Below are 25,537 nucleotides of genomic sequence, written 5' to 3'. Positions count from 1 at the left end.
TCCGTCGTCGGCAGCGTCAGATGTGTATAAGAGACAGATCCCGCACTGTGCGGGATCGGGGCGGCCGGAGTAGTTTGTGCGCATGACCGTCGTCACCACACACCGCCTCGGCGAGCCCTACTGGGTGGACTACGCCGCATCCGACGTCCCGCGCGCTTCGGAGTTCTACGCCGGCCTGTTCGGCTGGACCGCCGACGTCGGCGGCGGGGAGTACGGCGGCTATACGACGTTCCGTCGCGACGGCCGCATGGTGGCGGGACTCGGAGCGGTCATGGACGGCGCGCAGGCGAACACGTGGACCACGTACCTCCTGGTCGAGGACGCGGAGGCGGCGGAGAAGGCCGCAGAGGAGGCGGGCGCCGAAGTGGTCTCGCCGACGATGGCCATCGGCGACCAGGGCAGGCTCGCCGTCGTCGTCGACCCGGGCGGGGCCGTGATCGGACTCTGGCAGCCCGACCAGCACCGCGGCTTCGAGCTGGTGGCGGAGGTGGGCGCGCCCGCCTGGCACGAGCTCTACGCGCGTGACTTCCCCGCACAGGTCGGCTTCTACACCTCGGTGTTCGGCTGGACGACACAGACGCTCGGCGACACGGCGGACTTCCGCTACGTCACCTTCGGCGAGCCGACCTCACCCGGCGGCGGCGTCTACGACGCGGACAAGATGCTGCCGGAGGGCATCCCGTCGCACTGGGTCGTCTACTTCGGCGTCGCGGACGCGACCGCCGCATCCGCCCGTGTCGTCGAGCTCGGCGGAACGGTCGTGCGCGACCCCTGGGACAGCGAGTTCGGCCGCTTCGCGCAGGTCACGGACCCGTTCGGCGGCCTCTTCTTCTTGCACGAGGTCCGCTCGGGCGGCGCTGCGTAACCCGCACCTCGCACATTCGTGACGAATCGTCGCTGAACGGCGCTCAGAACGCACATTCGTGACGAATCACGGCCCCGCGGCCCCGGTTAGTGGACGCTCGCCTGGAAGGAGCGGATGCGCAGCAGCACTTCGGTGCGCAGCGTCTCGGGTGCGGTCTCCTTGCACGCGCGCTGCACCACCTCGGTCAGCACGACGCTCAGGTGCGCCTCGTCGGAGCATCCGGCGCAGCTCGCCAGGTGCTCGCGCACGTCGGCAGCATCCTCGCTGCACAGCTCGTTGCGCAGGTACTCCTCGAGTTCGGCCTTCGCCTTCTCACATCCACAGTCGGTCATCTCTTGCTCCTGGAAGTCTGCACGGCGCGGTCCCCCTGGACGGCCGAGAGGCCCCGCTCGTGCGCGTAGTCGGTCAGAAGCTCCCGCAGCATGCGACGGCCGCGGTGGAGGCGGCTCATCACGGTGCCGATCGGGGTCTTCATGATGTCGGCGATCTCCTGATAGGAGAACCCCTCCACATCGGCGAAGTAGACGGCCAGCCGGAAGTCCTCCGGGATGGCCTGCAGCGCGTCCTTGACGGCGCTGTCCGGCAGGTGGTCGATCGCTTCCGCCTCGGCCGAGCGGCTCGTGGATGCGGTGGTCGACTCCGCGCCTCCGAGCTGCCAGTCCTCGAGCTCGTCGATCGTCCCCTGGTAGGGCTCGCGCTGCTTCTTCCGATAGGTGTTGATGAACGTGTTGGTGAGGATGCGGTACAGCCAGGCCTTCAGGTTGGTGCCCTGCTGGAACTGGTTGAACGCCGCAAACGCCTTCACGAACGTCTCCTGCACGAGGTCCTGCGCGTCCGACGGGTTTCTGGTCATGCGCAGGGCAGCCGCGTACAGCTGGTCCATGAAAGGCAGGGCCTGCTCCTCGAAGAGGTGGCCCGCATCCTGGGTCTCGGTGCTCATCACCGGCCAGTCTAGTTGCGCGAGCCCCGCATCCACTCCGGCGAAGGACCCCGCGGGGTCGGTGAGCCGACGCGTCAGGACGCTGGGGACGTCGAGCACGGCGGTTGCGGCCACGGGCGGATCCTTCCTCTCGGCGCGAACACGGATAATCTTGACAACAATGCTGATTTCGAAATATTCCGCTCCCGACTTCGATCCGTACGGCGACAACCGGTCCGACGAGCCGAACACCCTGTGGCCTGCCCCGGTCGCCGACGGGCCGATCTCGGCGACCGTCGCGCTCCCGGGGTCGAAGTCGCTCACCGCGCGTGAGCTCGTGCTGGCAGCCCTGGCCGACGCGCCGTCGTTGCTGCGGGCTCCGCTGCATTCGCGCGACAGCGCCAACATGGTGGAGGCGCTGCGCGCGCTCGGCGTCGGCATCGACGAAAAGCCGGGCGCCGGAGCCTTCGGCGCGGACCTCCTGGTCACCCCGGCCGAGGAGCTGCTCGGCAGCACCACGATCGAGTGCGGTCAGGCCGGAACGGTCATGCGCTTTGTTCCGCCGATCGCCGGTCTCGCCCTCGGCCCGACCATGTTCGACGCCGACGACTCGGCGCGAGGCAGGCCCATGGGCGCGATCATCTCCGCCCTCCGCTCGCTCGGCGTGGATGTGAACGACGACGGCCGCGGGTCCCTCCCCTTCACCGTCCACGGCACCGGCCGCGTCGCCGGCGGCCCTGTCGAAGTGGATGCGTCCAGCTCCAGCCAGTTCGTGAGCGCACTGCTGCTCTCGGCGAGCCGGTTCGAGAACGGACTCGACCTCACCCATTCCGGCGACCGCCTGCCGAGCCTCCCGCACATCGAGATGACCATCGCCGCCCTCGCCGCGCGCGGCGTGACCGTCGAGTCGCCGGAGACGGGACGCTGGACCGTCGCTCCGGGCACCATCGCAGCACGGGACGTCGACATCGAGCCCGACCTGTCCAACGCTGCGCCGTTCCTCGCCGCCGCGGTCGTCACGGGCGGAACGGTGACGATCACCGGCTGGCCGGAGTCGACCACCCAGGTGGGCGCGGATCTGGCGGAGCTGCTCCCGCTGTTCGGCGCGACCGTGACGCGCGACGGCGACCGGCTGACGGTGACGGGGCCGGAACGTCCCCACGGCGTCCAGCTCGACCTCAGCACCGGAGGAGAGCTGGCCCCGGCCCTCGTGGCCATCGCCGCTCTCGCCGACGGGCCGAGCGAGATCACCGGCATCGGCCACATCCGCCACCACGAGACCGATCGGCTCGCCGCGCTGGCCGCCGAGATCAACGGGCTCGGCGGCGCCCTCACCGAGTTGGAGGACGGCCTGCGCATCGATCCGCAGCCGCTCCACGGCGGGGTCTGGCGCAGCTACGAGGATCACCGGATGGCCACCGCCGGCGCGATCGTGGGGCTGGCGGTCCCCGGCGTCGAGATCGAGAACGTCGCCACGACCGCGAAGACCCTCCCGCAGTTCACGCAGCTCTGGACGGGGATGCTGCAGGGCGGGATCGCACCGCGTGACTGACCGTACCGGGACGGGCAGCGGCGCATCCGGCAGCGGATCCGAGGGCTTCGGGCCCGAGAGCAGCGGATCCGACGGCACCGGCTCCGAGGGCTTCGGGCCCGAGAGCAGCGGCTCGTGGTGGGACGACGGCGACGAGGATGAGGAACTCGACCTCTACGACGAGTCCAGCATCCGCAGCCGGCCGAACCCGAAGGGGAACCGTCCGCGCACCAAGACCCGCCCCGGCCACACCGACGCCGAGATCGCCCGCGTGCTCGGCGTCGACCGCGGCCGCTACACCATCCTGCTCGACGAGGACACCGACCGGGAGCGCCAGGTCACCGCAGCGCGAGCGAGCGAGCTGCGGCGCAACCCCATCGTGACCGGCGACCGCGTGGCGGTCGTCGGCGACACGACCGGCGAGGAGGGAACGCTCGCCCGGATCGTCCGGGTCGAGCCGCGGACGACCCTGCTGCGGCGCAGCGCCGACGACACGGATGAGGTGGAGCGCATCGTCGTCGCCAACGCAGACCAGATGCTGATCGTGGTCGCGGCCGCGAACCCGGAGCCGCGCACGCGCCTCGTGGACCGCTACCTCGTGGCCGCGTACGACGCAGGAATCGAGCCGATGCTCTGCGTCACCAAGACGGACCTCGCCGACCCGGAACCGTTCCTGGCGAACTTCGCCGGACTCGGACTGCCCGTCTTCACCAGCAGGGAGGACGACATCCCGCTCCAGGAGATCGCGGCCGCCCTCGTCGGGCACGACACGGTCGTCGTCGGGCATTCCGGAGTGGGGAAGTCGACCCTCGTCAACGCGCTCGTGCCCGGCGCCCGGCGCGCGACCGGGCACGTGAACGTGGTGACCGGACGCGGCCGGCACACCTCCTCATCCACGGTCTCGCTCCGCATCGAGGACGGCGCCGGGCATCACGGCTGGGTGATCGACACTCCCGGCGTGCGATCGTTCGGCCTGGGATATGTGAACACGGACAGCATCCTCAAGTCGTTCACCGACCTCGCGGCGATCGCCGAGGACTGCCCGCGCGGATGCACCCACCTGCCCGATGCGCCGGACTGCGCCATCATCGAGGCCGTCGAGGAGGGCCGGCTGGGCGAGGCCGGACGAGCCCGCCTCGACTCCCTCCAGCGCCTGCTCACCACCTTCGCCCGCTGACCACCTGTCGGCCGGCACCGCCGCCGACGGAAGCCGTCATGCACGCTTCCGACGGCGACTGCGGTCGTTCGGAACGTGTGCGGCTGCTCGCCCCGCAGCAGTCGTGACAAACGGGCGCAGTCGCGCGGGAAGCCCTGCGCGAGGGCCGGGCGGAAGCCGGGCGGAAGCCGGGGTCAGGCCCGAGGGGCCGTGTCCGGGGCCGGACGGACGCGCGAGGAACCGAAGGCCCGCCGGTGCACCCAGACGCCGCGCGCCAGGCCCGCCCAGAACACCGCACCGAAGGGGATGACGTAGGTCGCGAACGACAGAATCGCCCTCCCCGCCGCCGCCCGGGCAGCGCCGACGAGCGCCAGCGCCACAACAGCCGCGACAGCGAGCGCGAGGATGAGCACGATCAGCCACCAGAGCCCGAACACGGCCCCCAGGACGATCACGAGCAGCGCCAGGACCGGCGCCACCACCAGCGCGAGAAGGACCAGGTTGCGCACGAGCCCCGTGCCGGCGTAGCTGTCGACGAACAGCGTCCCGCGTACGAAGGCGTGCCGCAGGAACCCGCGCACGGTCACCCGCGGGCGGTACAGAGCGCGGAAGCCCGGGTCGATGCGCAGGGCTCCGTGCTCCGCGATGTAGCGCAGCAGGCGGGTGTCGTCGGACACGAGGTCGGCGTTCTCCTCCGGCCAGGCCACGCGGCACGCTTCGAGGAAGGCCTCGCGGTCGATGACAAGGCAGCCCGTCCCCTTCGGCACCCGATCGAAGTTCGCCGGCGTGACGTCCGTCGGCACGGGGTGCGCGAGGTATCCGCCCCAGAATACGTGCGTCGGCACCTCCCAGAACCGCCCGACCAGCGGAGCCGCCGGGTCGGTCGGCACGTGGCCGATCCATGCGCGAGCGTCGGGCCGCAGGGCATCCACCCGCTCCAGGTAGGCGAACGCGTCCTCCTCGATCAGCAGACGCGAGTCGAAGAGCAGCACCCGCTCGCTGCGAGCCGCCTGAACGCCCGCGAACCGGGCGAGGAAACGGCCGCGGTTCTCCTGGGCGATGACGCGGATCGGGACGCTCGACTCCGCCGCCAGTGTGCCGAGCACGGTCGCCGTGTCATCCGTCGAGCCGTCGTCCACCACGACGATCTCCGCCGCCACAGCGCTCCGCGCGAGTGCGCCGGCGAGCGAGCCGATGGTGCTCGGAAGCCACGGCGCCGAGTCGAAGGAGGCGATGACGATGCTGAGCTGCGGTCCGGTCACGGTGTCGCGGGCTCCTCGATCGCGCGTTCCTGCCCGGCACGGCGGCTCCGGATCAGCAGCGCCCAGTGGATGCCGTAGAGCGACAGGAAGATCGCCAGACCGATCAGGCCGTTGCCGATCAGCCACGCATCCACGTCGGGGAGCGTCGCGGAGGCGACCAGCCACTGCGCGACGGCTCCGAGCAGGAACACGGCGAGCGCCGTCCGGGACGCGATGGCCGTGATCCGCACCAGGACACCCTGTGCGAGCGCCCACGGCAGCCAGGCCACCGAGAACGCCACCACGATCTGCGCCGTCTGCGCGTAGTGGGAGCCGAAGAGCAGCCCGACGATCCAGGGTCCGAGGAGCGAGACCGCTGCGAACATGACGAGTCCCGTGAGCAGCGTCACCGCCAGGATCACCGTGACCCCCAGGTTGGTGAGCGCCGCGTTGCCCTTGCTGCGCACGAATCGCGGCAGCAGGTACAGCGAGAACGTGGAGGGGATGATCAGCGTCGTCTTGATGAGCACTGCGGCAGCGGCGTAGGCGCCGGCGACCGCATCGGGCGCGTCTCCGCGGACCAGCACGACGTCGGCGTTCGTCAGCCAGGCGAAGCCGACTGTGAGCAGCAGCACCACGGTGCTCTGCATCGTGAACGGCGAGCGGCCCACTGCGAGCGCCCGGCGGCGGGCCATGGAGCCTGCCCCGATCGCGCCGGTCAGAGCGGTCAGGACCAGGATGGCGAGGATGGCGATCGAGCCGCCGCCCAGCAGGATGGCCGCCAGGGCGAGCACGGCCTGCGCCACCTGCGCGCCGGTGGACCACCAGACGACGGCGCGCGAGTCCTCCGCGCCCTGCAGCCGGCCCTGGGCCAGGGCGAACAGGAAGTTGGGGATCATGGCCGCCGCGGTCAGCACGATGGTGACCACCCCCAGGGCGCCCGGCGCGGCGAGCCGGGAGGACAGCGCGAACACGCCGAGCGTCCCGATCCCGCCCAGCACCAGCGCCTCGATGAGCGCACCGTCCATCCGCCGGGTGCGCTCCCCCGGCACGCTGTGCGGGACGTGCAGCGCCTCCGCGGTGGTCACCGCGACCGAGTTGCGGAGGGCGGAGCTGCCGATCGCCGCCACGTTGATCAGAGCCAGGGCGGCGGCGAGGAGACCGTACGCCGACGGCCCGAGACCTCGGATGGTGATGATCTGGAAGGCGGTGGTGGCGAGGATCCCCAGAGCGCTGACACCGGCGATCTCCGCCAGGGCCCGCCCGTGGCGCGTGATCATGCCAGGACCCCGGCGCTGCGGCCGCGCCCTGTCGTCGCTACTCGGCATACCCTCTGCTGATCAGATCGGCGACGATGAGGTCCGACGGGGAGCGCTCCGGCCGGTCGGGCTCGTGACGCAGCGACGCATAGTCGTCGAGGAACGACCGCAGTCGCCCGAGGTCCCATTCGGAGAGCACGATGTTGCGGCCGATGCCCTCGCCCTGCTCCGTCGTCTTGCGGTGGATGAGCGTCGGGACACCCAGCAGCGCCGACTCCGCCTGGATGCCGCCGGAGTCGGTCACCACGAACGCGGCGTTCTCCAGCAGCGCGACGAACTCGTCGTGCCGCAGCTTCGGGATGATCTGGATGCGGTCGCCGCCCTGGCTGGCGAGCAGACGCTCCAGGGTCTCGCGGTTGTAGGCGTCCACGATCAGCCGCAGCGGGACGGGACTTGCGGTGAGGGCGGCGAGCGTCTCATCCACGAGCTGGCTGTTGGAGATGAACTCGAACCGGTGCAGCAGCACCACGCCGTAGGGGTCGTCGGACGACGCGTCGCGCGCGCCGTGGTCGAGCACCGCATCCAGTGCGGTGTTCCCGTGGGTGTAGACGACGTTCGAGCGCTTCTGGAGGTTGCGGGTCGCCTCGGCCGACGGCGTGTAGTGCACCGTCGCCATGGTCCCGACGATGCGTCGGTCGAGTTCCTCGGGGAAGGGGTGCCGCCAGTTGCCGCTCCGCAGCCCGGCTTCGATGTGGGCGCAGTCGAATCCCATCCGCTTGGCGATGTACGCACCGGCGACGCTCGTCAGAGTGTCGCCGTGCACCACGATGACGGTGTTCTCCGGCAGCGAGGCGGCGACGGTCTTGCGGTTCTTGCGCAGCCAGCCCAGGACGGACATCCCCCAGCGCACGACATCGGCCGTGCCGCGCAACGGCTTTCCGGCAGCGCCGCGGGCGATCACCTGATCGGGCGTCCCGAGCCCCAACTGCTCCATCGCGGTCACCAGCGACTCGGTGTGCTGCATGGTGACCCACTGCTGGGTGGGTGCACCTCGCTCCCGGAGCCGGCGGATGACGGGGGCCAGTTTGATGGCCTCTGCCGTCGTTCCGTAGATGAACACGATCATGTCTTCGGTGGTGCGCCTTCCGAGTCGGGTGGAGGTTCTCACGACGGGCGCTCGCTTGCGGAACAGGTGCCGTGACCGCTGAACGATCGTACCGAACCGCGCACCTCCCACCATCGCGCGCGGGACCTGGAGAGCCCGGACCTCCAGCAGAACAGAGGCCACTCGATGATACATTCATTGCATTCGTCGCATGGATTCTGCCGGTGCGCGCCGCGGCGAAGCTCCCATCGGGAGCCACTCTGCTGGGGAGGAAGAAGCTCGTTGTTTGTTGCCGCGAATGCCGATGTCGCCGAGTCGGCGACCGTCGGCGACGGGACGAAGATCTGGGATCTGGCACAGGTTCGCGAAGACGCGACGATCGGCGAGAACTGCGTGATCGGCCGCGGCGCCTACATCGGCGCGGGAGTCAGCGTCGGGAGCAACTGCAAGATCCAGAACCAGGCACTGGTCTATGAGCCTGCCGTCCTCGAGGACGGCGTCTTCATCGGCCCGGCGGTCGTCCTGACGAACGACACCTTCCCCCGTGCCATCACGCCGGACGGGACGCTGAAGTCCGCCTCCGACTGGGAGCCGGTCGGTGTGCTGGTGCGTTCCGGCGCCTCCATCGGAGCCCGCGCCGTGTGCGTCGCCCCGGTCGAGATCGGCGCCTGGGCGACGGTGGCGGCGGGAGCCGTCGTCACCCGCGACGTGCCCGCTTTCGCCCTGGTCGCCGGCGTGCCCGCGCGGCGGATCGGCTGGGTGGGCCGTGCCGGCATCCCCCTGGTCCTCGACGGTGACCACTGGATCTGCCCGCAGACCGGCGAGCGCTATCGCCAGAACGACGAAACACTGGAGGTGGTCCTGTGACCGACCTGGACTTCATCCCTGCTGCGCGGCCGCTGATCGGCGACGACGAGCGGGCCGCAGTGGATGCGGTGCTGCGCAGCGGCATGCTCGCCCAGGGTCCCGAAGTGAGCGCCTTCGAGCGGGAGTTCTCTGAAGCCCTCGTCGGCGGCCTGCCGACCGCGGCTGTCAACTCCGGCACGTCCGGCCTGCTGCTCGGCCTCCTCGCCGCCGGGATCGGGCCGGGCGACGAGGTCATCGTCCCGTCGTTCACGTTCGCCGCGACGGCGAACGCCGTGGTGCTCGCGGGAGCCACGCCGGTGTTCGCCGACATCGAGCGCGACAGCTTCGGCCTCGACCCCGAGGCGGCCGCCCGGGCGATCGGCCCCAACACTGCCGCGATCATGCCCGTCCACCTGTACGGTCACCCCGCCGACATGCGGGGGCTCACCGCCCTGGCGCAGGAGCACGGCCTCGCCGTGTTCGAGGATGCCGCCCAGGCCCACGCCGCCGAGCTCGACGGCCGACCGGTCGGCACCTTCGGCGAGTGGGCCATGTTCAGCCTCTATCCGACCAAGAACATGACCTCCGGCGAGGGCGGCATGGTCGTCTCGGCGGCGGAGAGCACTGACGAGCGCGTCCGTCTCCTGCGGAATCAGGGCATGGCGCGCCCGTACGAGAACGAGATCGCCGGCTTCAACGCGCGTATGACCGACCTGCATGCCGCCATCGGGAGGGTGCAGCTGAGGAAGCTGGCCGGATGGACGGAGCAGCGCCGGAGGAACGCCGCCCGCTTCGACGCGGAGCTCGAGGGCGTCGTCACTCCCCCGGTCGCGGCTGGGGCCAAGCACGTCTACCACCAGTACACGATCCGGGTGGCCGAGGACCGCGACGGATTCGCGCGCGCCCTGCGCGAGGAGCACGGGATCGGCACGGGCGTCTACTACCCCACTCCCGTTCACCGCCTCCCGGTGTTCGGGCTCCCGCTGGACCTCCCCGAGACCGAGCGTGCGGCCCGGGAGGCGCTGTCCCTCCCCGTGCATCCCTCTCTCACCGAGCAGGACCTCGACCGCATCGTCTCGGCCGTGAACCTCCTGGCGAAGGCGGGAAGCTGACCGCGGGTCCGATCGGCACGGCTGTGGCGCGAGAATAGGGACATGACTGACACTCGACTCGAAGCCGGACAGCCGGCCCCCGTATTCACCCTCGCCGACCAGGACGGCGCGACCGTCTCGCTCGGCGACTTCGCCGGAAAGAACGTGATCGTGTACTTCTACCCGGCGGCGATGACGCCCGGGTGCACCACGGAGGCGTGCGACTTCCGCGACAACCTCAACTCGCTGAAGTCGGCGGGCTACCAGGTGATCGGGATCTCGAAGGATGCTCCGGCCAAGAACAAGCAGTTCCAGGAGCTGGAGGGGCTGAACTTCCCGCTGCTGTCCGACGAAGACCTCGCGGTGCACCTCGCGTACGGTGCCTACGGCGAGAAGAGCCTGTACGGGAAGACCGTCGAGGGCGTCATCCGGTCCACCTTCGTCGTCGACCCCGACGGCACGCTCCGCCTCCCGCTCTACAACGTCAAGGCGACCGGCCACGTCGCCTCGCTGCGCAAGAAGCTCGGCGTCGACGCCTGACGTCCCGCCCCACCGCGCGCCGGTCCGCACCGTCGAGTACGCAGAGACTGCACGTCGTCGCGGCGTGTCGCGTGCAGTCTCTGCGTACTCGACGGTGGGTGCCGAGGGTGGGACTTAGGCGGGGAGGCGCGGCACGGCGGCGAGCAGGCGGCGCGTGTAGGGGTCGCGGGGAGCACCCAGAACCTCGCGCGTGTCGCCCTGCTCGACCAGGCGGCCGCCCTGCAGTACGACGGTACGGGCGCACAGGGATGCGACCACGCTGAGATCGTGCGACACCATGACCACGGTCATCCCCTCGGCCGTCGCGAGCTCTCCGAGGAGGTCGATGATCTGGATGCGCGTCGTCACATCCAGGGCGCTGACCGGCTCGTCGGCGAGCAGCACCCGCGGCCGGGAGACGATCGCGCGTGCGATCGCGATGCGCTGACGCTGTCCGCCGGAGAACTCGTGCGGGTACCGGCGGGCGGCATCGGCGGGCAGGGCCACCGCCTCCAAGGCGGCGGCGACGCGCGCACGGGCATCGGCTCCGGCCGCGATCCCGAGGGAGGCGAGCGGCTCGCCCACGATGCGGCCTATGCTCTGTCGCGGGTCGAGCGAGGAGTACGGGTCCTGGAACACCGGCTGGACGCTGCGGCGGAAGGTCCGGACCTGCTCGCGATCACGCGGTTCCAGCGGCTTGCCGTCGAACAGGACGGCACCGCTCGTCGGCCGCTCGAGTCCGAGCAGCAGCGAGAGGATCGTCGTCTTGCCCGCACCCGATTCGCCCACCAGCCCCAGGCTCCGTCCCTCCTCGACGGCGAAGGACACGCCTTCGAGGGCCGGCGTCGCGGCGCGACGGTACCGGAAGCCGGCATCGCGCAGTTCGAGGATCGGTGTCATGACACCTCCAGTGCGGCATCCAGCTCGCGTGCGCTGCGGACGAGTTCGGCCGTGTACCGGTGGCGCGGCGCGGTCAGGAGCTGCTCGATAGGGCCCTCCTCGACGATCCGGCCCGCACGCAGCACCAGGGCTCGCTGCGCCATACGGGACACCACGGCGAGATCATGGCTGACGAAAAGCAGCGCCATCCTCCGCTCTGCCACCAGCCGCTCCAGCAGGGCCAGCACCTCGGCCTGGACGGTCACGTCAAGCGCGGTGGTCGGTTCATCCGCGATCAGCAGGCGCGGCCGGCAGGCGAGCGCAGCGGCGATGGCCACGCGCTGGCGCTGTCCGCCCGAGATCTCCCACGAGTAGGCGCGCGCGATCCGTTCCGGCTCCGGCAGGCCGACCTCGACCAGGGCGTCGATCACGGCTCGCCGGAGCGAGCCGCCGCGCAGCCCGAGGTGACGCCGGAGGGGCTCGGCGACCTGCGCTCCGAGCCGCATCAGCGGATCGAGCGCGGTCAGGGGCTCCTGGAAGACCGTGGAGGCGATACGGCCGCGCAGCGGGACCAGTTCGCGCTCGCGGGCGCCGACCACCTGGACGCGGTCCAGCAGGACGCTCCCGGACGCCGTCAGCCCGGCCGGAAGCAACCCGGTCAGCGCGAACGAGGTGAGCGACTTGCCGGAGCCGGATTCGCCGATCAGGGCGAGACGCTCCCCCGGCGCGAGCCGGAAGGAGACGTCTCGCACCAGCGGCGTGCCGTCCCCGCCGGAGACCGAGAGGCCGCCCACGTCCACCACGTGCGCCTGAGACGCGGGTTCCGCGCTCATCGGGACCTCCTCCGGGTCGGATCCGCCACATCCCGCAGCCCGTCCGCCACGAGATTGACCCCGATCACGAGCACGACCAGCGCGACACCCGGCGCGATGGCTCCCGCCGGGGCCGTCGACACCGTGCCCTGCGCCTCCTGCAGCAGCCGTCCCCAGGATGCGTTCGGGGGTGGGGCGCCGAGCCCGAGGTACGACAGGCTCGCCTCGGCCAGCACCGCGACGCCGAACTGCAGTGCCAGGTTCACGCTCAGCGTCGGCCAGATGTTCGGCAGGATGTGCCGGAGGATGATCCCCGGCCACGAGGTGCCCGAGGTCCGCGCGGCAGTCACGTACTGCTGAGCGAGAACCCGTTTGGCGAGGACGCGCGTCAGCCGGGCGACCACCGCCGACATGGCCAGTCCGATCGCGATGATGGCTGTCCCGAGCGACGCCCCCTGCGCCGCGACGATCAGCATCGCCAGCAGCAGCGTCGGGAACGCGATCAGGATGTCGAGGACGGCCGAGAGGGTGTCATCCAGCCACTTCGTCGCGAATGCGGCCAAGAGCCCCAGCGCGATCCCGACGATCGCGCCGATGACGACGGCACCGATCCCTACCCCCAGCGCGATCCGGGCACCGATCATGAGCTGCGTGGTGAGGTCGCGGCCGAACCGGTCCGTTCCCAGCCAGTGTGCTGCGCTCGGCTGCTCGAGCCGGGTGCCGGAGGTGTCCGACTGCGCGTACGGCAGCCAGAAGAAGGAGACGATGGCGACCAGCACCACGACACCGACGAGCACCAGCCCGACCCCGAGCGCGACGGAGCGCCTCGCGCGCCTGCGGCCGGCGCCGCCCGGTTCGGGCGACGGGACCTCGATCGCCTGCTCCACGATCGCGCTCATGCGTTCCCCGAGATGCTGCGGCGGAGCCGCGGGTCGACGAGCCGCTGAGCGACGTCGGCGAGGAAGCCGACGATCAGCACCAGCAGCGTCGACACGAACAGGATGCCCTGGATGTTCGGGTAGTCGTGCTGCTCGATGGCTTTGAGGAGCATGCTCCCGAGCCCGGGAAGGGTGAAGACGCTCTCCACCACGACGGCTCCGAGGAAGGTGGTCGCCAGCTCGATGCCGAGCACGGAGATGACCGGCACCGCGCCGTTGCGCAGGCCATGCCGCCACATCGCCCGGCCGAAGCCGGAGCCGAGTGCCCTCGAGTTCCGCAGGTAGTCGCTGCCGATCACATCCAGCGTCGCACTCCGGACGTACCGGGCGATCGAGGCACTCATCACGAGCGCGATCGTGATGATCGGCAACGCCAGCGAGCCGAGGGCGGCGGACGGATCCGCCCAGTCGTCGCGCGGGAACCCGCCGGACGGGAACCAGCCCAGCGTGACCGCGAACACATCCACCAGCAGGATGCCGACCCAGAACACCGGGACGGCGATCCCGAGTTGCGAGAACGCGGACAGCGCGACCCCGTACCAGCGATCGGCCTTCCACGCCGCCACGAACCCCATCGGCAGCGCGAGCGCAAGCGCCAGGACGAACGAGAGCAGCGTGAGCGGAACCGTCACCGCGAGTCGTGCCGCGATCTCCGGGCCCACCGGCAGGGAGCTGATGAAGGACTGCCCCAGATCGAGCGTCAGGAGACTCCCGAACCAGGAGAAGAACTGCGGCAGCAGCGGCTGGTCGCTGCCGACCTGCCGTTGCGCCGCCGCGATCTGCTCCTTCGTCGCCCCGACCGAGAGGAGCGCGTTCGACGGGTCGCCCGGGAGGACCCGCAGCAGGAAGAACAGCACCACCATGGCAAGCAGCAGCGACACCACGAGGAACGCGGTGCGACGCAGGAGGTAGGTGGCCATGGTCATTCAGCGTAGATGCTCGGGAAGCCGCCCGGCTCCCCGAGCATCCGGGTGTGGAAAGTGCGCGTCCTGGGGAGAACCGCTACTTCTTGACGATGTCGTAGGCGAAGAACTGCGAGTTCAGGCCGTTGACCGGGTATCCGGTGACGTGGCTGTCCGCCACGACGATCTGCGGGTAGAGGTAGAGCCAGGCGCTGGCCGCATCCTTCGCGATCTGCTCGTTGACGAGCTTGAGCTTGGCGGTCTGCTCCGCCGTGGTCCTCGCCTGCTCGGCCTCATTCACCCACTGGGTCACCTGCGGGTTGTCGTAGCCCCAGTAGAAGCCGGGGTTGCCGTACCAGACCACGTCGCGGTCGTTCACGTGCTCCTGCAGGGTGGCGGTGAAGTCGTGGTTCTTGAACACCTTGGTGTACCACTCGTCGGCCGAGATGGAGTTGATGTTCACCGTCACGCCGACCTTCGCCAGCTCGCTCTTCAGGAACTCCGCCACCGCCGGGTGGGGGTCGTACGTCGGGGTGTCGAGCGTGAAGCTGAACCCGTTCGCGAAGCCCGCCTCGGCCAGCTCCTTCTTGGCCAGGCTCACGTCGTACGGGTTCACCTTCGTCAGGTCCTCGTACCAGGGGTCGCTCGGCGGGACCATGGAACCGATGAGGGTGCCGTAGTCGCCCCAGATCGAGTTCAGGAGCTTCTTGCGGTCGATCGCCGAGTAGATCGCCTTGCGGACCTCGGCCTTGTTGAACGGAGCGACCTTGTCGTTGAAGGCGAGCAGCTCTTTGGTCGTCGACTTCCCGTTGGAGATCGTGTAGTTCTTGTCGTTCGTGAAGCCGCTCAGGGCATCCGGGCTCTGGATGCTGGTCACGATGTCGACCTGCTTGGTCTTCAACGCGTTCGACAGGGCGGAGGCGTCGGTGAAGTAGTCGAACTCCACGCCCTTGTTCGTGGCCTGGTGGCCCCAGTAGCCGCTCCAGCGCTTCAGGCTGAGCGAGCTGCCGCGCTTCCACGAGCCGAGCGTGTACGGGCCGGTACCGTCTTCCGCGGTCTTGTAGTTCGAGGTGCCGGGCCCGTAGATCCAGACGTAGCTGAGGTTGTACGGCAGGGAGATCGAGCGCGCCTTCAGGCTGATGGTGACGGTCTTCGTGTCGGGAGTGCCGATCTTCGAGATGACGTCGAGCTGCGACTTCCGGGCCGACTGCGAGTCCGCAGCCGTCACCCGCTCGATGCTGCGCTTGACGTCCGCGCTCGTCAGCGCTGCGCCGGAGTGGAACTTCACGCCGTCACGCAGCGTGAACGTGTAGGTCAGCCCATCCGAGCTGGTGGTGTACGTGGTGGCGAGCAGCTGCTCGACCTTGCCGTCGTCGGTCAGCTTGAACAGGCCCTCGTAGACGTTGCCGTTCAGCGCCTCGGTGACGCCCTGGCCACCGCCCGCGGTGTTGTCCAGGTTGACCGGCTCGTACAGCGAGCCGATGGCGATGGTCGCCCCGCCCCCGCCCGCGGACGACGAGGCGCCGGCGCAGCCGGCGAGCGCCAGGGCCGAGGCGAGACCGATCGCGACGGTCGCGAGGATGGACGTTTTTCTCACGGTGGTTCTCCAGTGCTGTGGGGGTGGATGCGTCGAGCCGCCGAAGCGGCGGGTCAGTGCTGCGAGCCGTCGCCGGCTGTGCCGTCGCGGGCCGCACCGTGGCGGAGCACGACGCGCTTCTCGCCGGCCGTGACCGGCACAGGGAAGCGGTTGTTGCGCGGGGGCAGCGGACAGTTGTACTGGTCCGAGAAGCCGCACGGCGGCACGAAAGCGCGGTTGAAGTCGAGGATGACGCGGTCGCCGTCCTCCGCGGAGAGCCGCTCCACGAACAGGAATCGGCCGGAGGCGTAGGTGCCGTCCTCCCCGTCCGCGCCGTTGCTCGGATCGCCGAACACCAGCAGCAGCGTGCCGTCATCGTCGAAGGCGCTCAGAATGTACTCGACGCCGTCCCGCTCGAACCTGATATCGCCGGGGACGACCAGGTCGCGGGTGAGACCGTTGTCGCGGATGTGCTCGAACGGGATCGTGCGGCTCTCGCTCACCGGCGTGAAAGTGGCCTCGATGACCCAGCGAGGATCGAACGGGAATACGCTGATCGTCTCGAAGGCGCGGATCGCGGGCGACTGGGCGTCCCAGAGCCGGATGCCGCGCTCGATGTCGCCCGTCTCCAGGCTCCGCCGGGAGAGTGCCGTCGCCGTCACGGTGTCCGGCCGTCCTGCCAGGGCCTCCTCCGGCGTGAGTGCGTCGTCCGGCGCCAGCCAGCGGGTCTCGATGAGCGCGAGGTCGCCGGCGGGGGCGGTCACCCGGCGGATCCGGGCCTCACGCCAGGCGTCCCAGCCGGCGCGCGCCTGCTCGATGGTGCTGGGGGAAGCGAGGATCGGTGCGGTGGGGGTGGATGCTGTCGAAGTCTCAGTCACGATGTCGGTCATAACCATCCGAGTCTCCGGCTTGTTCCCGCCGCGGGTCGCCTCCGTTACTCCGTATTGCGCGCCGACGCCCGCACCACGGCCGGCGACACGGCGAGGACGCCCGCCACCAGCGCCGGAACGAGCAGCGCCCAGCCGAGGTCCGGCCGAGCGTACAAGCCCTGGAAGCATCCCACCGCCACCGCGAGCTGGAGGATCTGGATGGTAAGGGTCGACGCCCGGGCCCAGGGACGCCGGCGGGCGACGCCGACGACGGTCGCGATCAGCCAGGCGGCGGCCAGGAACACCAGCACGACGATGGCCACGGCAGACGGGTACGACTGCGGCTTCTGGGTCAGGAGCTCGATCAGCAGCCAGGCGGCCACGCCGACGACGAGGGCGGCCTCGAGCGCCAGGATCACCGTCAGCACCACGAGAAGTGCCGGTCGGGCCGGTCGATCCGGATCGGTCGGGTGAGGGTCTGCGGGCAGGTTCTGGGGGTCGCGCACTATAGCATCCTGTAGTTTCCGGCTCGTGTTCTCAGCGTTATCCCATACAAAACTATTGATTCGGGATAGGCGCTATGGGAGCATATTCAACGGTCGAGTTAACGCTCACAGGGTCGTGGGCAGGTCTGAGTCCCCACGGATCTAAGCACCCTGCAACCCGACTGCTTACCTGCATTCTATGGCCGCCCCTCGGTCAGGAACCCCCGTAAACAAGGAGCACATCTTCATGGATTGGCGCGACAAAGCCGCCTGCCTCACCGCGGACCCCGAGCTCTTCTTCCCGGTTGGCAACACCGGACCTGCGGTCGACCAGATCGACAAGGCCAAGGCGGTCTGTGCTCGCTGCACCGTGACCGAGATCTGCCTGCAGTACGCCCTGGAGACCGGTCAGGACTCCGGCGTGTGGGGAGGGCTCTCGGAGGATGAGCGTCGCGCCCTCAAGCGCCGCGCAGCGCGCGCCCGTCGCGCCTCCTGACGCACCACCCGCTTCACCGTCGGCGCGGAGCCCACGCATCCGCTCGCACGACCCGGCCGAGGCGGCGCTCACTCACCTAGCATCGAGCGCCCCCTCGGCACTTTTCCTTCGTCCCGGGTTCGACGCGCCGCGGGATTCAGACCTTGGTGAGGTAGCGCAGCGGGACCTCGATGGTCACTTCTGTTCCCTGGCCCATCATCGTGTGCCAGTCGATCGCGCCGCCCAGCTCGCCCTGGATGAGCGTGCGCACGATCTGGGTGCCGAGTCCCGTGCCGACCTTCCCCTCGGGGAGGCCGGAGCCGTTGTCCACGACCTTCACCGTGAGCGACTCCTCCGAGCGGTGGGCGACGATCTCGACCTGCCCCTCGCGCCCGGCCAGCCCGTGCTCCACGGCGTTCGTGACGAGCTCCGTGAGGGCCAGGGCGAGCGGCGTGGCGTACTCCGACGGCAGCTGTCCGAACGTGCCGGACTTCTTGGGGTGCACCGTCGTCGTGTGGCTGGCCGCGACCTCCGCGACCAGGAGGAGGACGCGATCGAAGACGTCGTCGAAGTCGACGATCTGCGCGAGCCCGGTCGAGAGCGTGTCATGGACCACGGCGATCGCGGCGACGCGGCGCATGGCCTGGCTGAGCGCCTCGCGCGCCTCCTCGGAGTGGGTGCGGCGGGCCTGGATGCGCAGCAGTGAGGCGACGGTCTGGAGGTTGTTCTTCACGCGGTGGTGGATCTCGCGGATCGTCGCATCCTTGGTGATGAGCTCGCGCTCCTGGTGCCGCTGCTCGGAGACGTCGCGGCAGAGGACGATGGCCCCTACGCGCTCCCCGCGGTTGCGGATCGGGATCGCCCGCAGCGACACCGTGACGCCACGTGCCTCGATGTCCGTACGCCAGGGCGCTCGGCCGGTCACGACGAGGGGAAGCGATTCGTCGACGGTGATCGTCCCGGCGAGGAGGCCGGTGGTGACCGTCGCGAGGGACTCGCCCTCCAGCTCCCCCGTGAAGCCCATCCTGTTGAAGGCGCTCAGCGCGTTCGGGCTGGCGAAGGTCGTGGTGCCGTCCACATCCAGCCGGATGAGGCCGTCCGCCGCGCGCGGAGCCCCGCGACGTGGAGCTGCCGGAGCACCGAGGTCGGGGAAGTCGCCCGTCGCGATCATGTTGAAGAGGTCGTTCGCGCACTCGTTGAAGGTGAGCTCCTGGCGGCTCGGCGTGCGCGCTTCGCTGAGGTTGGTGTGGCGCGTGATCACTGCGACCGGCTCCTCCGCGGTCTGCGGCGAGTGCACGGAGAGCCGGCGGATCACCGGCACCGCGCGGACGCGTGTCGGCGTCTCCTCGTACCAGTCCGGGGCGGAGGTGTCGATGATCCGCTTGGAGCGGAACGCATCCGTCACCTGCTGCCGCCACTCCGGCTTGATGTGCTGGCCGACGAAGTCGCGGTAGAAGAGGGTGGCCGCCGAAGACGGCCGGGCGTGCGCCACGGCGACGAAGTCGTCATCGAGCGTCGGAACCCACAGCACGATGTCCGCGAACGCCAGATCGGCGAGCAGCTGCCAGTCGCCCACGAGGCCATGCAGCCACTCGACGTCGTCCTCCGACGAACGGCCGTGGGCATGGACGAGATCACTGAGCGTGGACACCACACCATCCTAAACGCGGGGTCTGTGTCGATGACGGGAGTTATCCACAGAGCGTTTGTGCCCTGGACCGAATTGCCCTGGCCTGCTTGAGTGATCCATCGTACATATCACGGCTCAATTTCATCACGGACCACCGACACGCCTCTTCAGGGAGATTGATGAACCACATTTCGGCCGCCACACCCGCGCACGGGCACCCGATCGATCGACCGCCCGCGTCACTTGCACGAAGGAGAACCATGTTCACGAACGCACACAGTCCCACGTCCACCACCGTGAGGGCGCTCCATCCGGTGGAGGCTGCTCCGCCCCGCGAGGTGCGGCCGACGGCCGAGCTTCTGAACCCTTCGCCGGACATGCTCTGCTCCAACCTGGCACGTTCGGTCATCGAGATCCTGGCGGGCGCCCGGCCGCTCGATCAGATCGGCCGATGGGTCAGTGACAGCGTGTACGTGAACCTGCTGCGACGCACCACGCTGGTCGCTCGCGCCCGCGTGACCGCGGCGGAGGAGACCCTGCGCCCCCGCATGCGGATCGGCGACCCGCTTCTCGGCTTCCCCTCCGAGGACGTCATCGAAGCGGTCGTCATGGTGCACCAGCCGGCGCGGTCCAGAGCGGTCGCCATCCGGTTGGAGCGTCACCGCTCGCGGTGGCGGGCGACGGCCATCAACGTCCTCTGAGACGCCCGCTACCGGGACGAGCGCTGCAACGCGCAGGTGGCCGGTGCTCGAGGAGCGCCGGCCACCTGCGACGAATGGCGGCCCCCGAAGGGACCGCCATTCGTCGTCTGTCGTGCGGCGTCAGCGCTTCTTGGCCTGGGCGCGGCGCTCGGCTCGGTTCACAGGAGCCTCCTCCTCCTCGGAGGACTCCACGCGCTGACCGAAGGCACCCCGCTGGGCCGCGGCCTGCGCAGGCGCAGCGGCGGCAGGTGCGGCCTGCTGCTGAGCCGCGCGCTGAGCGCGTGCCGTCGCGGCCTGTTCGATCTGGCCGCGCTGGTTGCGCACCTCGACCCCGCCCTGCTCCGCGGGCGCGGAGTAGCTGAGCCGGTTGTCGCTCTCACCGCGGGCCAGCCCCTTCGCGGCCACGGCCGGGGACTCCACCTCTCCGGGAGCCTGGTTGACCTCCACCTCGAGGTTGAACAGGAAGCCGATGGTCTCCTCGCGGATGGCGCCCATCATCTGCTGGAACATCGCGTAGCCCTCGCGCTGGTACTCGACCAGCGGATCGCGCTGCGCCATCGCGCGCAGGCCGATGCCGTCCTTCAGGTAGTCCATCTCGTACAGGTGGTCGCGCCAGCGGCGGTCGATCACCGAGAGGACGACCCGGCGCTCGAGCTCCCGCATGGCGGGCGAGCCGAGGGACTCCTCGCGCTTCTGGTAGGCGATGCGGGCATCCGAGAGGATCTCGCGCCGCATGAAATCGCGGTTGATCCTGCCCTTGTTGCCGGCCTCCGAGATCACCTCGTCGATCGTCACCCCGACCGGGTAGAGGGTCTTGAGCTCGACCCACAGGGCGTCGAAGTCCCAGTCGTCTCCGCTGCCCTCGCCGGTGTGCTGGTCGAGGATGTCGTCGATCACGTCGGTGAGGAACTGCTGCACGCGCTCGTGCAGGTCGTCGCCCTCGAGCACGTGGCGGCGGTCGCTGTAGATCGCTTCGCGCTGCCGGTTGAGGACGTCGTCGTACTTGAGGACGTTCTTGCGGATCTCGGCGTTGCGCGCCTCCACCTGGGACTGCGCACTGCGGATCGCTCGGCTGACCACCTTGGACTCGATGGCCATATCGTCGGGGACGCTGCTGCGGCCCATCAGGCTCTCGGCGGCGCCCGCGTTGAACAGGCGCATCAGGTCGTCTGTCAGCGACAGGTAGAACCGGCTCTCGCCCGGGTCGCCCTGGCGGCCCGAGCGGCCGCGCAGCTGGTTGTCGATGCGGCGGGACTCGTGACGCTCGGTGCCGAGCACGTACAGGCCACCTGCGGCGACGACCTTCTCGGCCTCTTCGGCGACCTGCGCCTTGACGTTCTCGAAGACGTCCTCCCAGGCGGCCTCGTACTCGTCCGGCGTCTCGATCGGCGACAGCCCGCGCGCGTTCATCTCGGCGACGGCCAGGAACTCGGAGTTTCCGCCGAGCATGATGTCTGTTCCACGTCCGGCCATGTTGGTCGCGACCGTGACGGCTCCGAGCCGGCCGGCCTGTGCGACGATCGCCGCCTCGCGTGCGTGGTTCTTCGCGTTGAGGACCTCGTGTCGCACGCCCTTCTTGGCGAGCAGGCGCGACAGGTACTCGCTCTTCTCGACGGAGGTCGTTCCGACGAGAACCGGCTGGCCCTTCTCGTGACGCTTCACGATGTCTTCGACGACCTGGTCGAACTTGGACTTCTCGTTCTTGTAGACGAGGTCGGACTGGTCCTTGCGCTGCATCGGCTTGTTGGTCGGGATGGGGACCACGCCGAGCTTGTAGGTGCTCATGAACTCGGCGGCCTCGGTCTCGGCCGTACCGGTCATGCCGGACAGCTTCTTGTAGAGGCGGAAGTAATTCTGCAGGGTCACCGTGGCGAGGGTCTGGTTCTCGGCCTTGACCTCGACACCCTCCTTGGCCTCGATCGCCTGGTGGATGCCCTCGTTGTAGCGGCGGCCGACCAGGATGCGGCCGGTGTGCTCGTCGACGATGAGGACCTCGCCGTTCATCACGACGTAGTCCTTGTCACGCTTGAACAGGGCGTTCGCCTTGATCGCGTTGTTCAGGAAGGAGATCAGCGGAGTGTTCGCCGACTCGTACAGGTTGTCGATGCCGAGGTAGTCCTCGACCTTCTCGATGCCCGGCTCGAGGACTCCGACGGTGCGCTTCTTCTCGTCCACTTCGTAGTCGACGTCGGGAGTGAGGCGCTTGGCGAGGCTCGCGAACTCGTTGAACCAGCGGTTCGCCTCGCCCGAGGACGGACCCGAGATGATGAGCGGGGTACGGGCCTCGTCGATGAGGATGGAGTCGACCTCGTCGACGATGGCGTAGAAGTGGCCGCGCTGCACCATGTCGCTCGCCTGCCACGCCATGTTGTCGCGCAGGTAGTCGAAGCCGAACTCGTTGTTCGTGCCGTAGGTGATGTCGGCGGCGTACTGCTCGCGGCGCTCCTCCGGCGTCTGGCCGGCGAGGATGACACCCGTCGTCATTCCGAGGGCACGGAAGACCCGGCCCATCAGCTCGGACTGGTAGCTCGCCAGGTAGTCGTTGACGGTGATGACGTGGACGCCGCGGCTGGCGATCGCGTTGAGGTAGGCGGCGGTCGTCGCGACGAGGGTCTTGCCCTCACCGGTCTTCATCTCGGCGATGTTCCCGAGGTGCAGCGCTGCGCCGCCCATGATCTGCACGTCGAAGTGACGCATCCCCAGGGTCCGCTTGGATGCTTCGCGGACGGCGGCGAACGCCTCCGGCAGCAGATCGTCGAGCGACTCGCCGTTCCCGTAGCGCTCGCGCAGCTCGACGGTCTCGTGCGCGAGTTCTTCGTCGGTCAGCTCGCTGAAGTCGTCTTCGAGAGCATTGACGGCTTTCGCGTACGCCTCCAGGCGGCGGAGGATGCGTCCCTCGCCGACACGGAGGACCTTTTCAAGAACTGAGGCCACTGATGCACTCCACTTACACTCGGTCGGGCCGATGGCCCGGCGCCCCGACGGACGCGCGCCGGACGGCAGACTCCGCCGACGCTAGAGACATGCTACTTGTTCAGCCCCGCGGTTCGGCTCGTTCTGGCTGGGAGGGGCCTGGACGAACGTCCGATGGCGACCGCCGCCTGGGCGGCCGCCATCGGCGCTCCGTCTGTCCGCCTCGGGATGACCCGCTCGCGATCAGCCCAGCTTGCGTGCCGCCGTCGCGACCTCCTGCAGCTCATCGGCGTCGTCGTCGAGCGAGATCACGCCGTAGTCCCATCCCTTTCGCCGGTAGACCACGCTCGGGCGCATGGTCTCCTGGTCGACGAAGAGGTAGAAGTCGTGGCCGACCAGCTCCATGTAATAGAGGGCGTCGTCCACGGTCATGGGCACGGAGGCGAAGACCTTCTTGCGGATCACGACCGGGCAGTACTCCTCCTCCGCCGCCTCCGCTACGGGCTCCTCCGTCTCATCGGATACGACGGGCACGCTGCCGGTGGCCACCTGGTCGAGCACCGCGACGGGAGCCGCCGCGAGTCCGACCGCGCTGAAACCGTCCGTGCTCGCCTCACGCAACGAGGTGGGCCTGTGCTGCCCGCGATGGACCTTGCGGCGGTCCTTCGCGCGACGCACGCGCTCCATGAGCTTGCCGAGCGCGATGTCGAAGGCGGCGTACTTGTCCTGTCCTGTCGCCTCGGATCTCACCACAGCGCGCGGCCCGACGAGCGTCAATTCGACGCGGTCGTCGCCGTTCTGGGTGCCCAGCTTCTCGTTGTGCCTGCTGACCTTGATCTCGAACGAGATGGCTCGTTCGGCCAGGTGTGACACCTTGTCGGATTTCTCCGTGGCGTACTCCCGGAATCGATCAGTGATGCCCAGGTTGCGTCCGATGATGTTGATGTCCATGAAGACCTCCCTGATCCGGCGTGATGGCCGCCCGGATCACGAAGGGCGGTTCGATCGCGCCTTTTCGTCTACCGTAGTGCCGCCGACCTGCTTCCGGTACCGAAAAACAGACGGCATCTCCCGTGGGTCCGCTGAGTCATCTCTGAGCATGTGCGCCACCCCGGAGCGGCGTCCGTGCGATCGCCGCCGCACCGGCGACCCTCCCGCCCACGGCGCGGATCGCCCGCGCCGCCTCCAGGATCGTCGCCCCGGAGGTCACGATGTCGTCGACGATCAGGCAATCGCGGCGGGCGAGCCGCGGCGAGGCCACGAGACTGCTCTCACGGTTGCCCGAGCGCTCCGTCACCGTCAGCCCGGCCTGGTCTGCGGTCTGTCTGGACAATCGCAGGGCGCGCCACAGCGGAGGGACCAGGATGTGCGCCCTCGCCAGGACCGCACGGGTGGGATGGTATCCGCGCCGGCGCCAGGCTGCGCGGGTCGAGGGCACCAGCACGGGCAACAGAGCCGCGCCTCCGTCGCCATCGCCCCCTCCCCTCCCCGTCGCCTCGCGCTGCGCCTCCGCCACCGCGAACCGCAGTGGCCGCGCCAGCGCTCGCGCCACATCCACCCGGCCGCCGTCTTTGTAGGCGAGGAGCACGCGCCGCGGAATGCCCTCGTACGGCAATGAGGACCAGACGGGGATGCCGCTCACGGCATCCACTCGGGCGGCGGGTCGCAGGGCGGCTGCGCAGTCGTCGCACAACGAGCGATCGGGACGGCCGCAGCCCGCGCAGCGCACAGGGAGGACGATGGCGGCGGCGTCGAGCAGGGATTCACGGATCAGGGTCTGAGTTGTCATGGTTCGAGCATCCACGGCGGTGGCTCTGCAGGGCCAGGGGCGGCGCGAATCTGTGGAGAACGTGGTCCGCGAACCGGTTGTGGACGACGCCGGTCAGGGCTGGCCCTGCTGCACCGCGATCGCGCCGACCTTGTCCGTCTGCGCCTGCCAGCCGGTGCCGGTGGGCGCGACGAGAGTGCCGTCGCCGCTCAGGACCACATAGGGCGAGAGTCCCGCGGCGCCGACGATGGTCCGGCCTCCGGAAGGGCCGGAGGTGCTGGTCTGGTCGCCGCCGACGGTCTGCTGGGCGATGCTCGTCGCGTCGCCGGTCGTGGCGCTGAGCACGGCGACGGTGAGGTCGCTCGTCCACGCCGCCGAACGTGGCGTCGCCGCGGGGACAGCGAGTTCGACCGGGTCGGTGAGGGACGTGGGCGACCCGTTTCCGCCGCGCACGATGCCCGACGCCATCAGCGAGTACCCGGTCTCCGTCTTGAGCAGCGCGGCAACGCGCGTCCCGTCGCGCGAGACCGCGAGGGTCAGGATCGCCGTGGCGCCCGGCCAGCTCGCCGTGATCAGGTGCGCCTCTCCCCCGTTGGCGGCGGCGACCTGAATGGCGCCGGGCGATCCGGAGGGCACCGACCAGACCCAGCCGGAGGGGTCGAGCGACGGTCCGATCAGTCCCGGGCGCGAATCCACCCGGACGGGGTCGCCGTTCTTGCGGACGGAGTAGGCCCCCGTCTGCGCCAGCACGGCGGCTTGATCGCGTGACGCGTTCAGCGTCACGGCGGTCGGATGCAGGGCCGACACCTTCTCGCTCAGTCCGCTCAGGGCGCTCACCGCGTCTCCGTTCAGCGGTCCGAACACGTCGCCCCGGTAGAGATACGGGTGTGAGTCGACCGACGGGTCACGGATCGGGAGTGCGGAGGAACTCAGCGACGGGATCTGCTGGACATTGCCCTCCACCGACAGCTCGACGCTCTGTGCCAGGCTGCCCAGCGACTGCTCCAGTTGATAGTGCATCCGCTGCAGCTGCGCGGGATCCGCCTGCGCGGCCTCG

Annotated in this window: 25 protein-coding genes; 8 read left to right on the top strand and 17 right to left on the bottom strand. The window is 69.5% G+C overall.

Annotated elements, in window-relative coordinates:
* The first annotated feature begins 82 nt into the window (after positions 1-82).
* Positions 83-865, top strand: a complete 783-nt coding sequence (locus ACPYOG_RS11555; protein WP_481294372.1) for a VOC family protein — start codon at positions 83-85, stop codon at positions 863-865.
* An 86-nt stretch (positions 866-951) separates the two neighbouring features.
* Here ACPYOG_RS11555 and ACPYOG_RS11550 read toward each other — a convergent pair whose 3' ends face one another.
* Positions 952-1,197, bottom strand: coding sequence for a zf-HC2 domain-containing protein (locus ACPYOG_RS11550; protein WP_090036773.1), 246 nt, complete (start codon positions 1,195-1,197; stop codon positions 952-954).
* On the bottom strand, positions 1,194-1,805 hold the full coding sequence (locus ACPYOG_RS11545) for a sigma-70 family RNA polymerase sigma factor (protein WP_481294374.1): 612 nt from the start codon (positions 1,803-1,805) through the stop codon (positions 1,194-1,196). Before ACPYOG_RS11545 ends, ACPYOG_RS11550 begins: the two co-directional genes overlap by 4 nt.
* A 160-nt stretch (positions 1,806-1,965) precedes the next feature.
* Between ACPYOG_RS11545 and aroA the strand changes: the two genes are divergently transcribed.
* Positions 1,966-3,336 (top strand): 3-phosphoshikimate 1-carboxyvinyltransferase, encoded by a 1,371-nt coding sequence (gene aroA / locus ACPYOG_RS11540; RefSeq protein ID WP_481294371.1) that lies wholly within the window; start codon positions 1,966-1,968, stop codon positions 3,334-3,336.
* Between the two features lie 169 nt (positions 3,337-3,505).
* Entirely contained in the window at positions 3,506-4,492 is a 987-nt protein-coding gene (gene rsgA / locus ACPYOG_RS11535) for a ribosome small subunit-dependent GTPase A (RefSeq protein WP_481294373.1), read from the top strand.
* Positions 4,493-4,665: 173 nt separating this feature from the next.
* Here rsgA and ACPYOG_RS11530 read toward each other — a convergent pair whose 3' ends face one another.
* The 3 genes from ACPYOG_RS11530 to ACPYOG_RS11520 are packed head-to-tail and all read right to left on the bottom strand — an operon-like array spanning position 4,666 to position 8,259.
* Positions 4,666-5,733: a glycosyltransferase family 2 protein gene (locus ACPYOG_RS11530; protein WP_481294370.1), complete on the bottom strand. Its 1,068-nt coding sequence runs from the start codon at positions 5,731-5,733 to the stop codon at positions 4,666-4,668.
* On the bottom strand, positions 5,730-6,992 hold the full coding sequence (locus tag ACPYOG_RS11525; protein ID WP_481294369.1) for an MATE family efflux transporter: 1,263 nt from the start codon (positions 6,990-6,992) through the stop codon (positions 5,730-5,732). The genes ACPYOG_RS11530 and ACPYOG_RS11525 overlap by 4 nt, the downstream gene beginning before the upstream one ends.
* A gap of 37 nt (positions 6,993-7,029) precedes the next feature.
* Complete coding sequence (locus ACPYOG_RS11520; protein WP_481294368.1) at positions 7,030-8,259, bottom strand: UDP-N-acetylglucosamine 2-epimerase; 1,230 nt, start codon at positions 8,257-8,259, stop codon at positions 7,030-7,032.
* 99 nt (positions 8,260-8,358) lie between these two features.
* Here ACPYOG_RS11520 and ACPYOG_RS11515 point away from each other — a divergent pair, with 99 nt between their 5' ends.
* The 3 genes from ACPYOG_RS11515 to bcp are packed head-to-tail and all read left to right on the top strand — an operon-like array spanning position 8,359 to position 10,553.
* Positions 8,359-8,943, top strand: coding sequence for an acyltransferase (locus ACPYOG_RS11515; RefSeq protein WP_481294367.1), 585 nt, complete (start codon positions 8,359-8,361; stop codon positions 8,941-8,943).
* Positions 8,940-10,034 (top strand): DegT/DnrJ/EryC1/StrS family aminotransferase, encoded by a 1,095-nt coding sequence (locus ACPYOG_RS11510; protein WP_481294366.1) that lies wholly within the window; start codon positions 8,940-8,942, stop codon positions 10,032-10,034. Before ACPYOG_RS11515 ends, ACPYOG_RS11510 begins: the two co-directional genes overlap by 4 nt.
* A 42-nt stretch (positions 10,035-10,076) precedes the next feature.
* Positions 10,077-10,553 (top strand): thioredoxin-dependent thiol peroxidase, encoded by a 477-nt coding sequence (bcp, locus tag ACPYOG_RS11505; RefSeq protein WP_481294365.1) that lies wholly within the window; start codon positions 10,077-10,079, stop codon positions 10,551-10,553.
* A gap of 114 nt (positions 10,554-10,667) precedes the next feature.
* Here the strand turns inward: bcp and ACPYOG_RS11500 are convergent, their stop codons facing one another.
* The 7 genes from ACPYOG_RS11500 to ACPYOG_RS11470 all read right to left on the bottom strand — a co-directional run bounded on the left by ACPYOG_RS11500 (position 10,668) and on the right by ACPYOG_RS11470 (position 17,014).
* The gene (locus ACPYOG_RS11500; protein ID WP_481294364.1) at positions 10,668-11,432 is read right to left on the bottom strand and encodes an ABC transporter ATP-binding protein; all 765 of its coding nucleotides are present in this window, start codon (positions 11,430-11,432) and stop codon (positions 10,668-10,670) included.
* A complete protein-coding gene (locus ACPYOG_RS11495) occupies positions 11,429-12,244 on the bottom strand; it encodes an ATP-binding cassette domain-containing protein (protein WP_481294363.1) in 816 nt (271 codons plus the stop codon). The genes ACPYOG_RS11500 and ACPYOG_RS11495 overlap by 4 nt, the downstream gene beginning before the upstream one ends.
* Positions 12,241-13,122, bottom strand: a complete 882-nt coding sequence (locus tag ACPYOG_RS11490) for an ABC transporter permease (RefSeq protein ID WP_481294362.1) — start codon at positions 13,120-13,122, stop codon at positions 12,241-12,243. The genes ACPYOG_RS11495 and ACPYOG_RS11490 overlap by 4 nt, the downstream gene beginning before the upstream one ends.
* On the bottom strand, positions 13,119-14,081 hold the full coding sequence (locus ACPYOG_RS11485; protein WP_481294361.1) for an ABC transporter permease: 963 nt from the start codon (positions 14,079-14,081) through the stop codon (positions 13,119-13,121). Before ACPYOG_RS11485 ends, ACPYOG_RS11490 begins: the two co-directional genes overlap by 4 nt.
* Positions 14,082-14,163: 82 nt before the next feature.
* Positions 14,164-15,660, bottom strand: coding sequence for an ABC transporter substrate-binding protein (locus tag ACPYOG_RS11480; protein ID WP_481294360.1), 1,497 nt, complete (start codon positions 15,658-15,660; stop codon positions 14,164-14,166).
* 53 nt (positions 15,661-15,713) lie between these two features.
* Complete coding sequence (locus ACPYOG_RS11475) at positions 15,714-16,529, bottom strand: DUF1684 domain-containing protein (RefSeq protein ID WP_481294359.1); 816 nt, start codon at positions 16,527-16,529, stop codon at positions 15,714-15,716.
* Positions 16,530-16,573: 44 nt separating this feature from the next.
* Positions 16,574-17,014 (bottom strand): hypothetical protein, encoded by a 441-nt coding sequence (locus tag ACPYOG_RS11470; RefSeq protein WP_481294358.1) that lies wholly within the window; start codon positions 17,012-17,014, stop codon positions 16,574-16,576.
* Positions 17,015-17,240: 226 nt separating this feature from the next.
* Here ACPYOG_RS11470 and ACPYOG_RS11465 point away from each other — a divergent pair, with 226 nt between their 5' ends.
* On the top strand, positions 17,241-17,489 hold the full coding sequence (locus ACPYOG_RS11465) for a WhiB family transcriptional regulator (protein WP_018190103.1): 249 nt from the start codon (positions 17,241-17,243) through the stop codon (positions 17,487-17,489).
* A 136-nt stretch (positions 17,490-17,625) separates the two neighbouring features.
* On the opposite strand, the gene ACPYOG_RS11460 is transcribed toward ACPYOG_RS11465, so the two are convergent.
* Positions 17,626-19,119 (bottom strand): sensor histidine kinase, encoded by a 1,494-nt coding sequence (locus ACPYOG_RS11460; RefSeq protein ID WP_481294357.1) that lies wholly within the window; start codon positions 19,117-19,119, stop codon positions 17,626-17,628.
* A gap of 239 nt (positions 19,120-19,358) precedes the next feature.
* On the opposite strand from ACPYOG_RS11460, the gene ACPYOG_RS11455 reads away from it, so the two are divergent.
* A complete protein-coding gene (locus tag ACPYOG_RS11455; RefSeq protein ID WP_481294356.1) occupies positions 19,359-19,799 on the top strand; it encodes an Rv3235 family protein in 441 nt (146 codons plus the stop codon).
* A gap of 120 nt (positions 19,800-19,919) precedes the next feature.
* On the opposite strand, the gene secA is transcribed toward ACPYOG_RS11455, so the two are convergent.
* From secA to ACPYOG_RS11435, 4 genes are all read right to left on the bottom strand, one after another.
* Positions 19,920-22,733, bottom strand: coding sequence for a preprotein translocase subunit SecA (gene secA / locus ACPYOG_RS11450; RefSeq protein ID WP_481294355.1), 2,814 nt, complete (start codon positions 22,731-22,733; stop codon positions 19,920-19,922).
* Positions 22,734-22,955: 222 nt separating this feature from the next.
* Positions 22,956-23,663: a ribosome hibernation-promoting factor, HPF/YfiA family gene (gene hpf, locus ACPYOG_RS11445; protein ID WP_481294354.1), complete on the bottom strand. Its 708-nt coding sequence runs from the start codon at positions 23,661-23,663 to the stop codon at positions 22,956-22,958.
* Between the two features lie 136 nt (positions 23,664-23,799).
* Positions 23,800-24,501, bottom strand: coding sequence for a ComF family protein (locus ACPYOG_RS11440; RefSeq protein ID WP_481294353.1), 702 nt, complete (start codon positions 24,499-24,501; stop codon positions 23,800-23,802).
* A gap of 93 nt (positions 24,502-24,594) precedes the next feature.
* Positions 24,595-25,537, bottom strand: a 943-nt coding sequence (locus tag ACPYOG_RS11435; protein WP_481294352.1) for an LpqB family beta-propeller domain-containing protein, incomplete at its 5' end; no start/stop codon positions are given.

The organism is Leifsonia sp. HAY1-4F, assembly GCF_056755275.1.
This window is presented reverse-complemented; position numbering and strand designations above follow the sequence as displayed.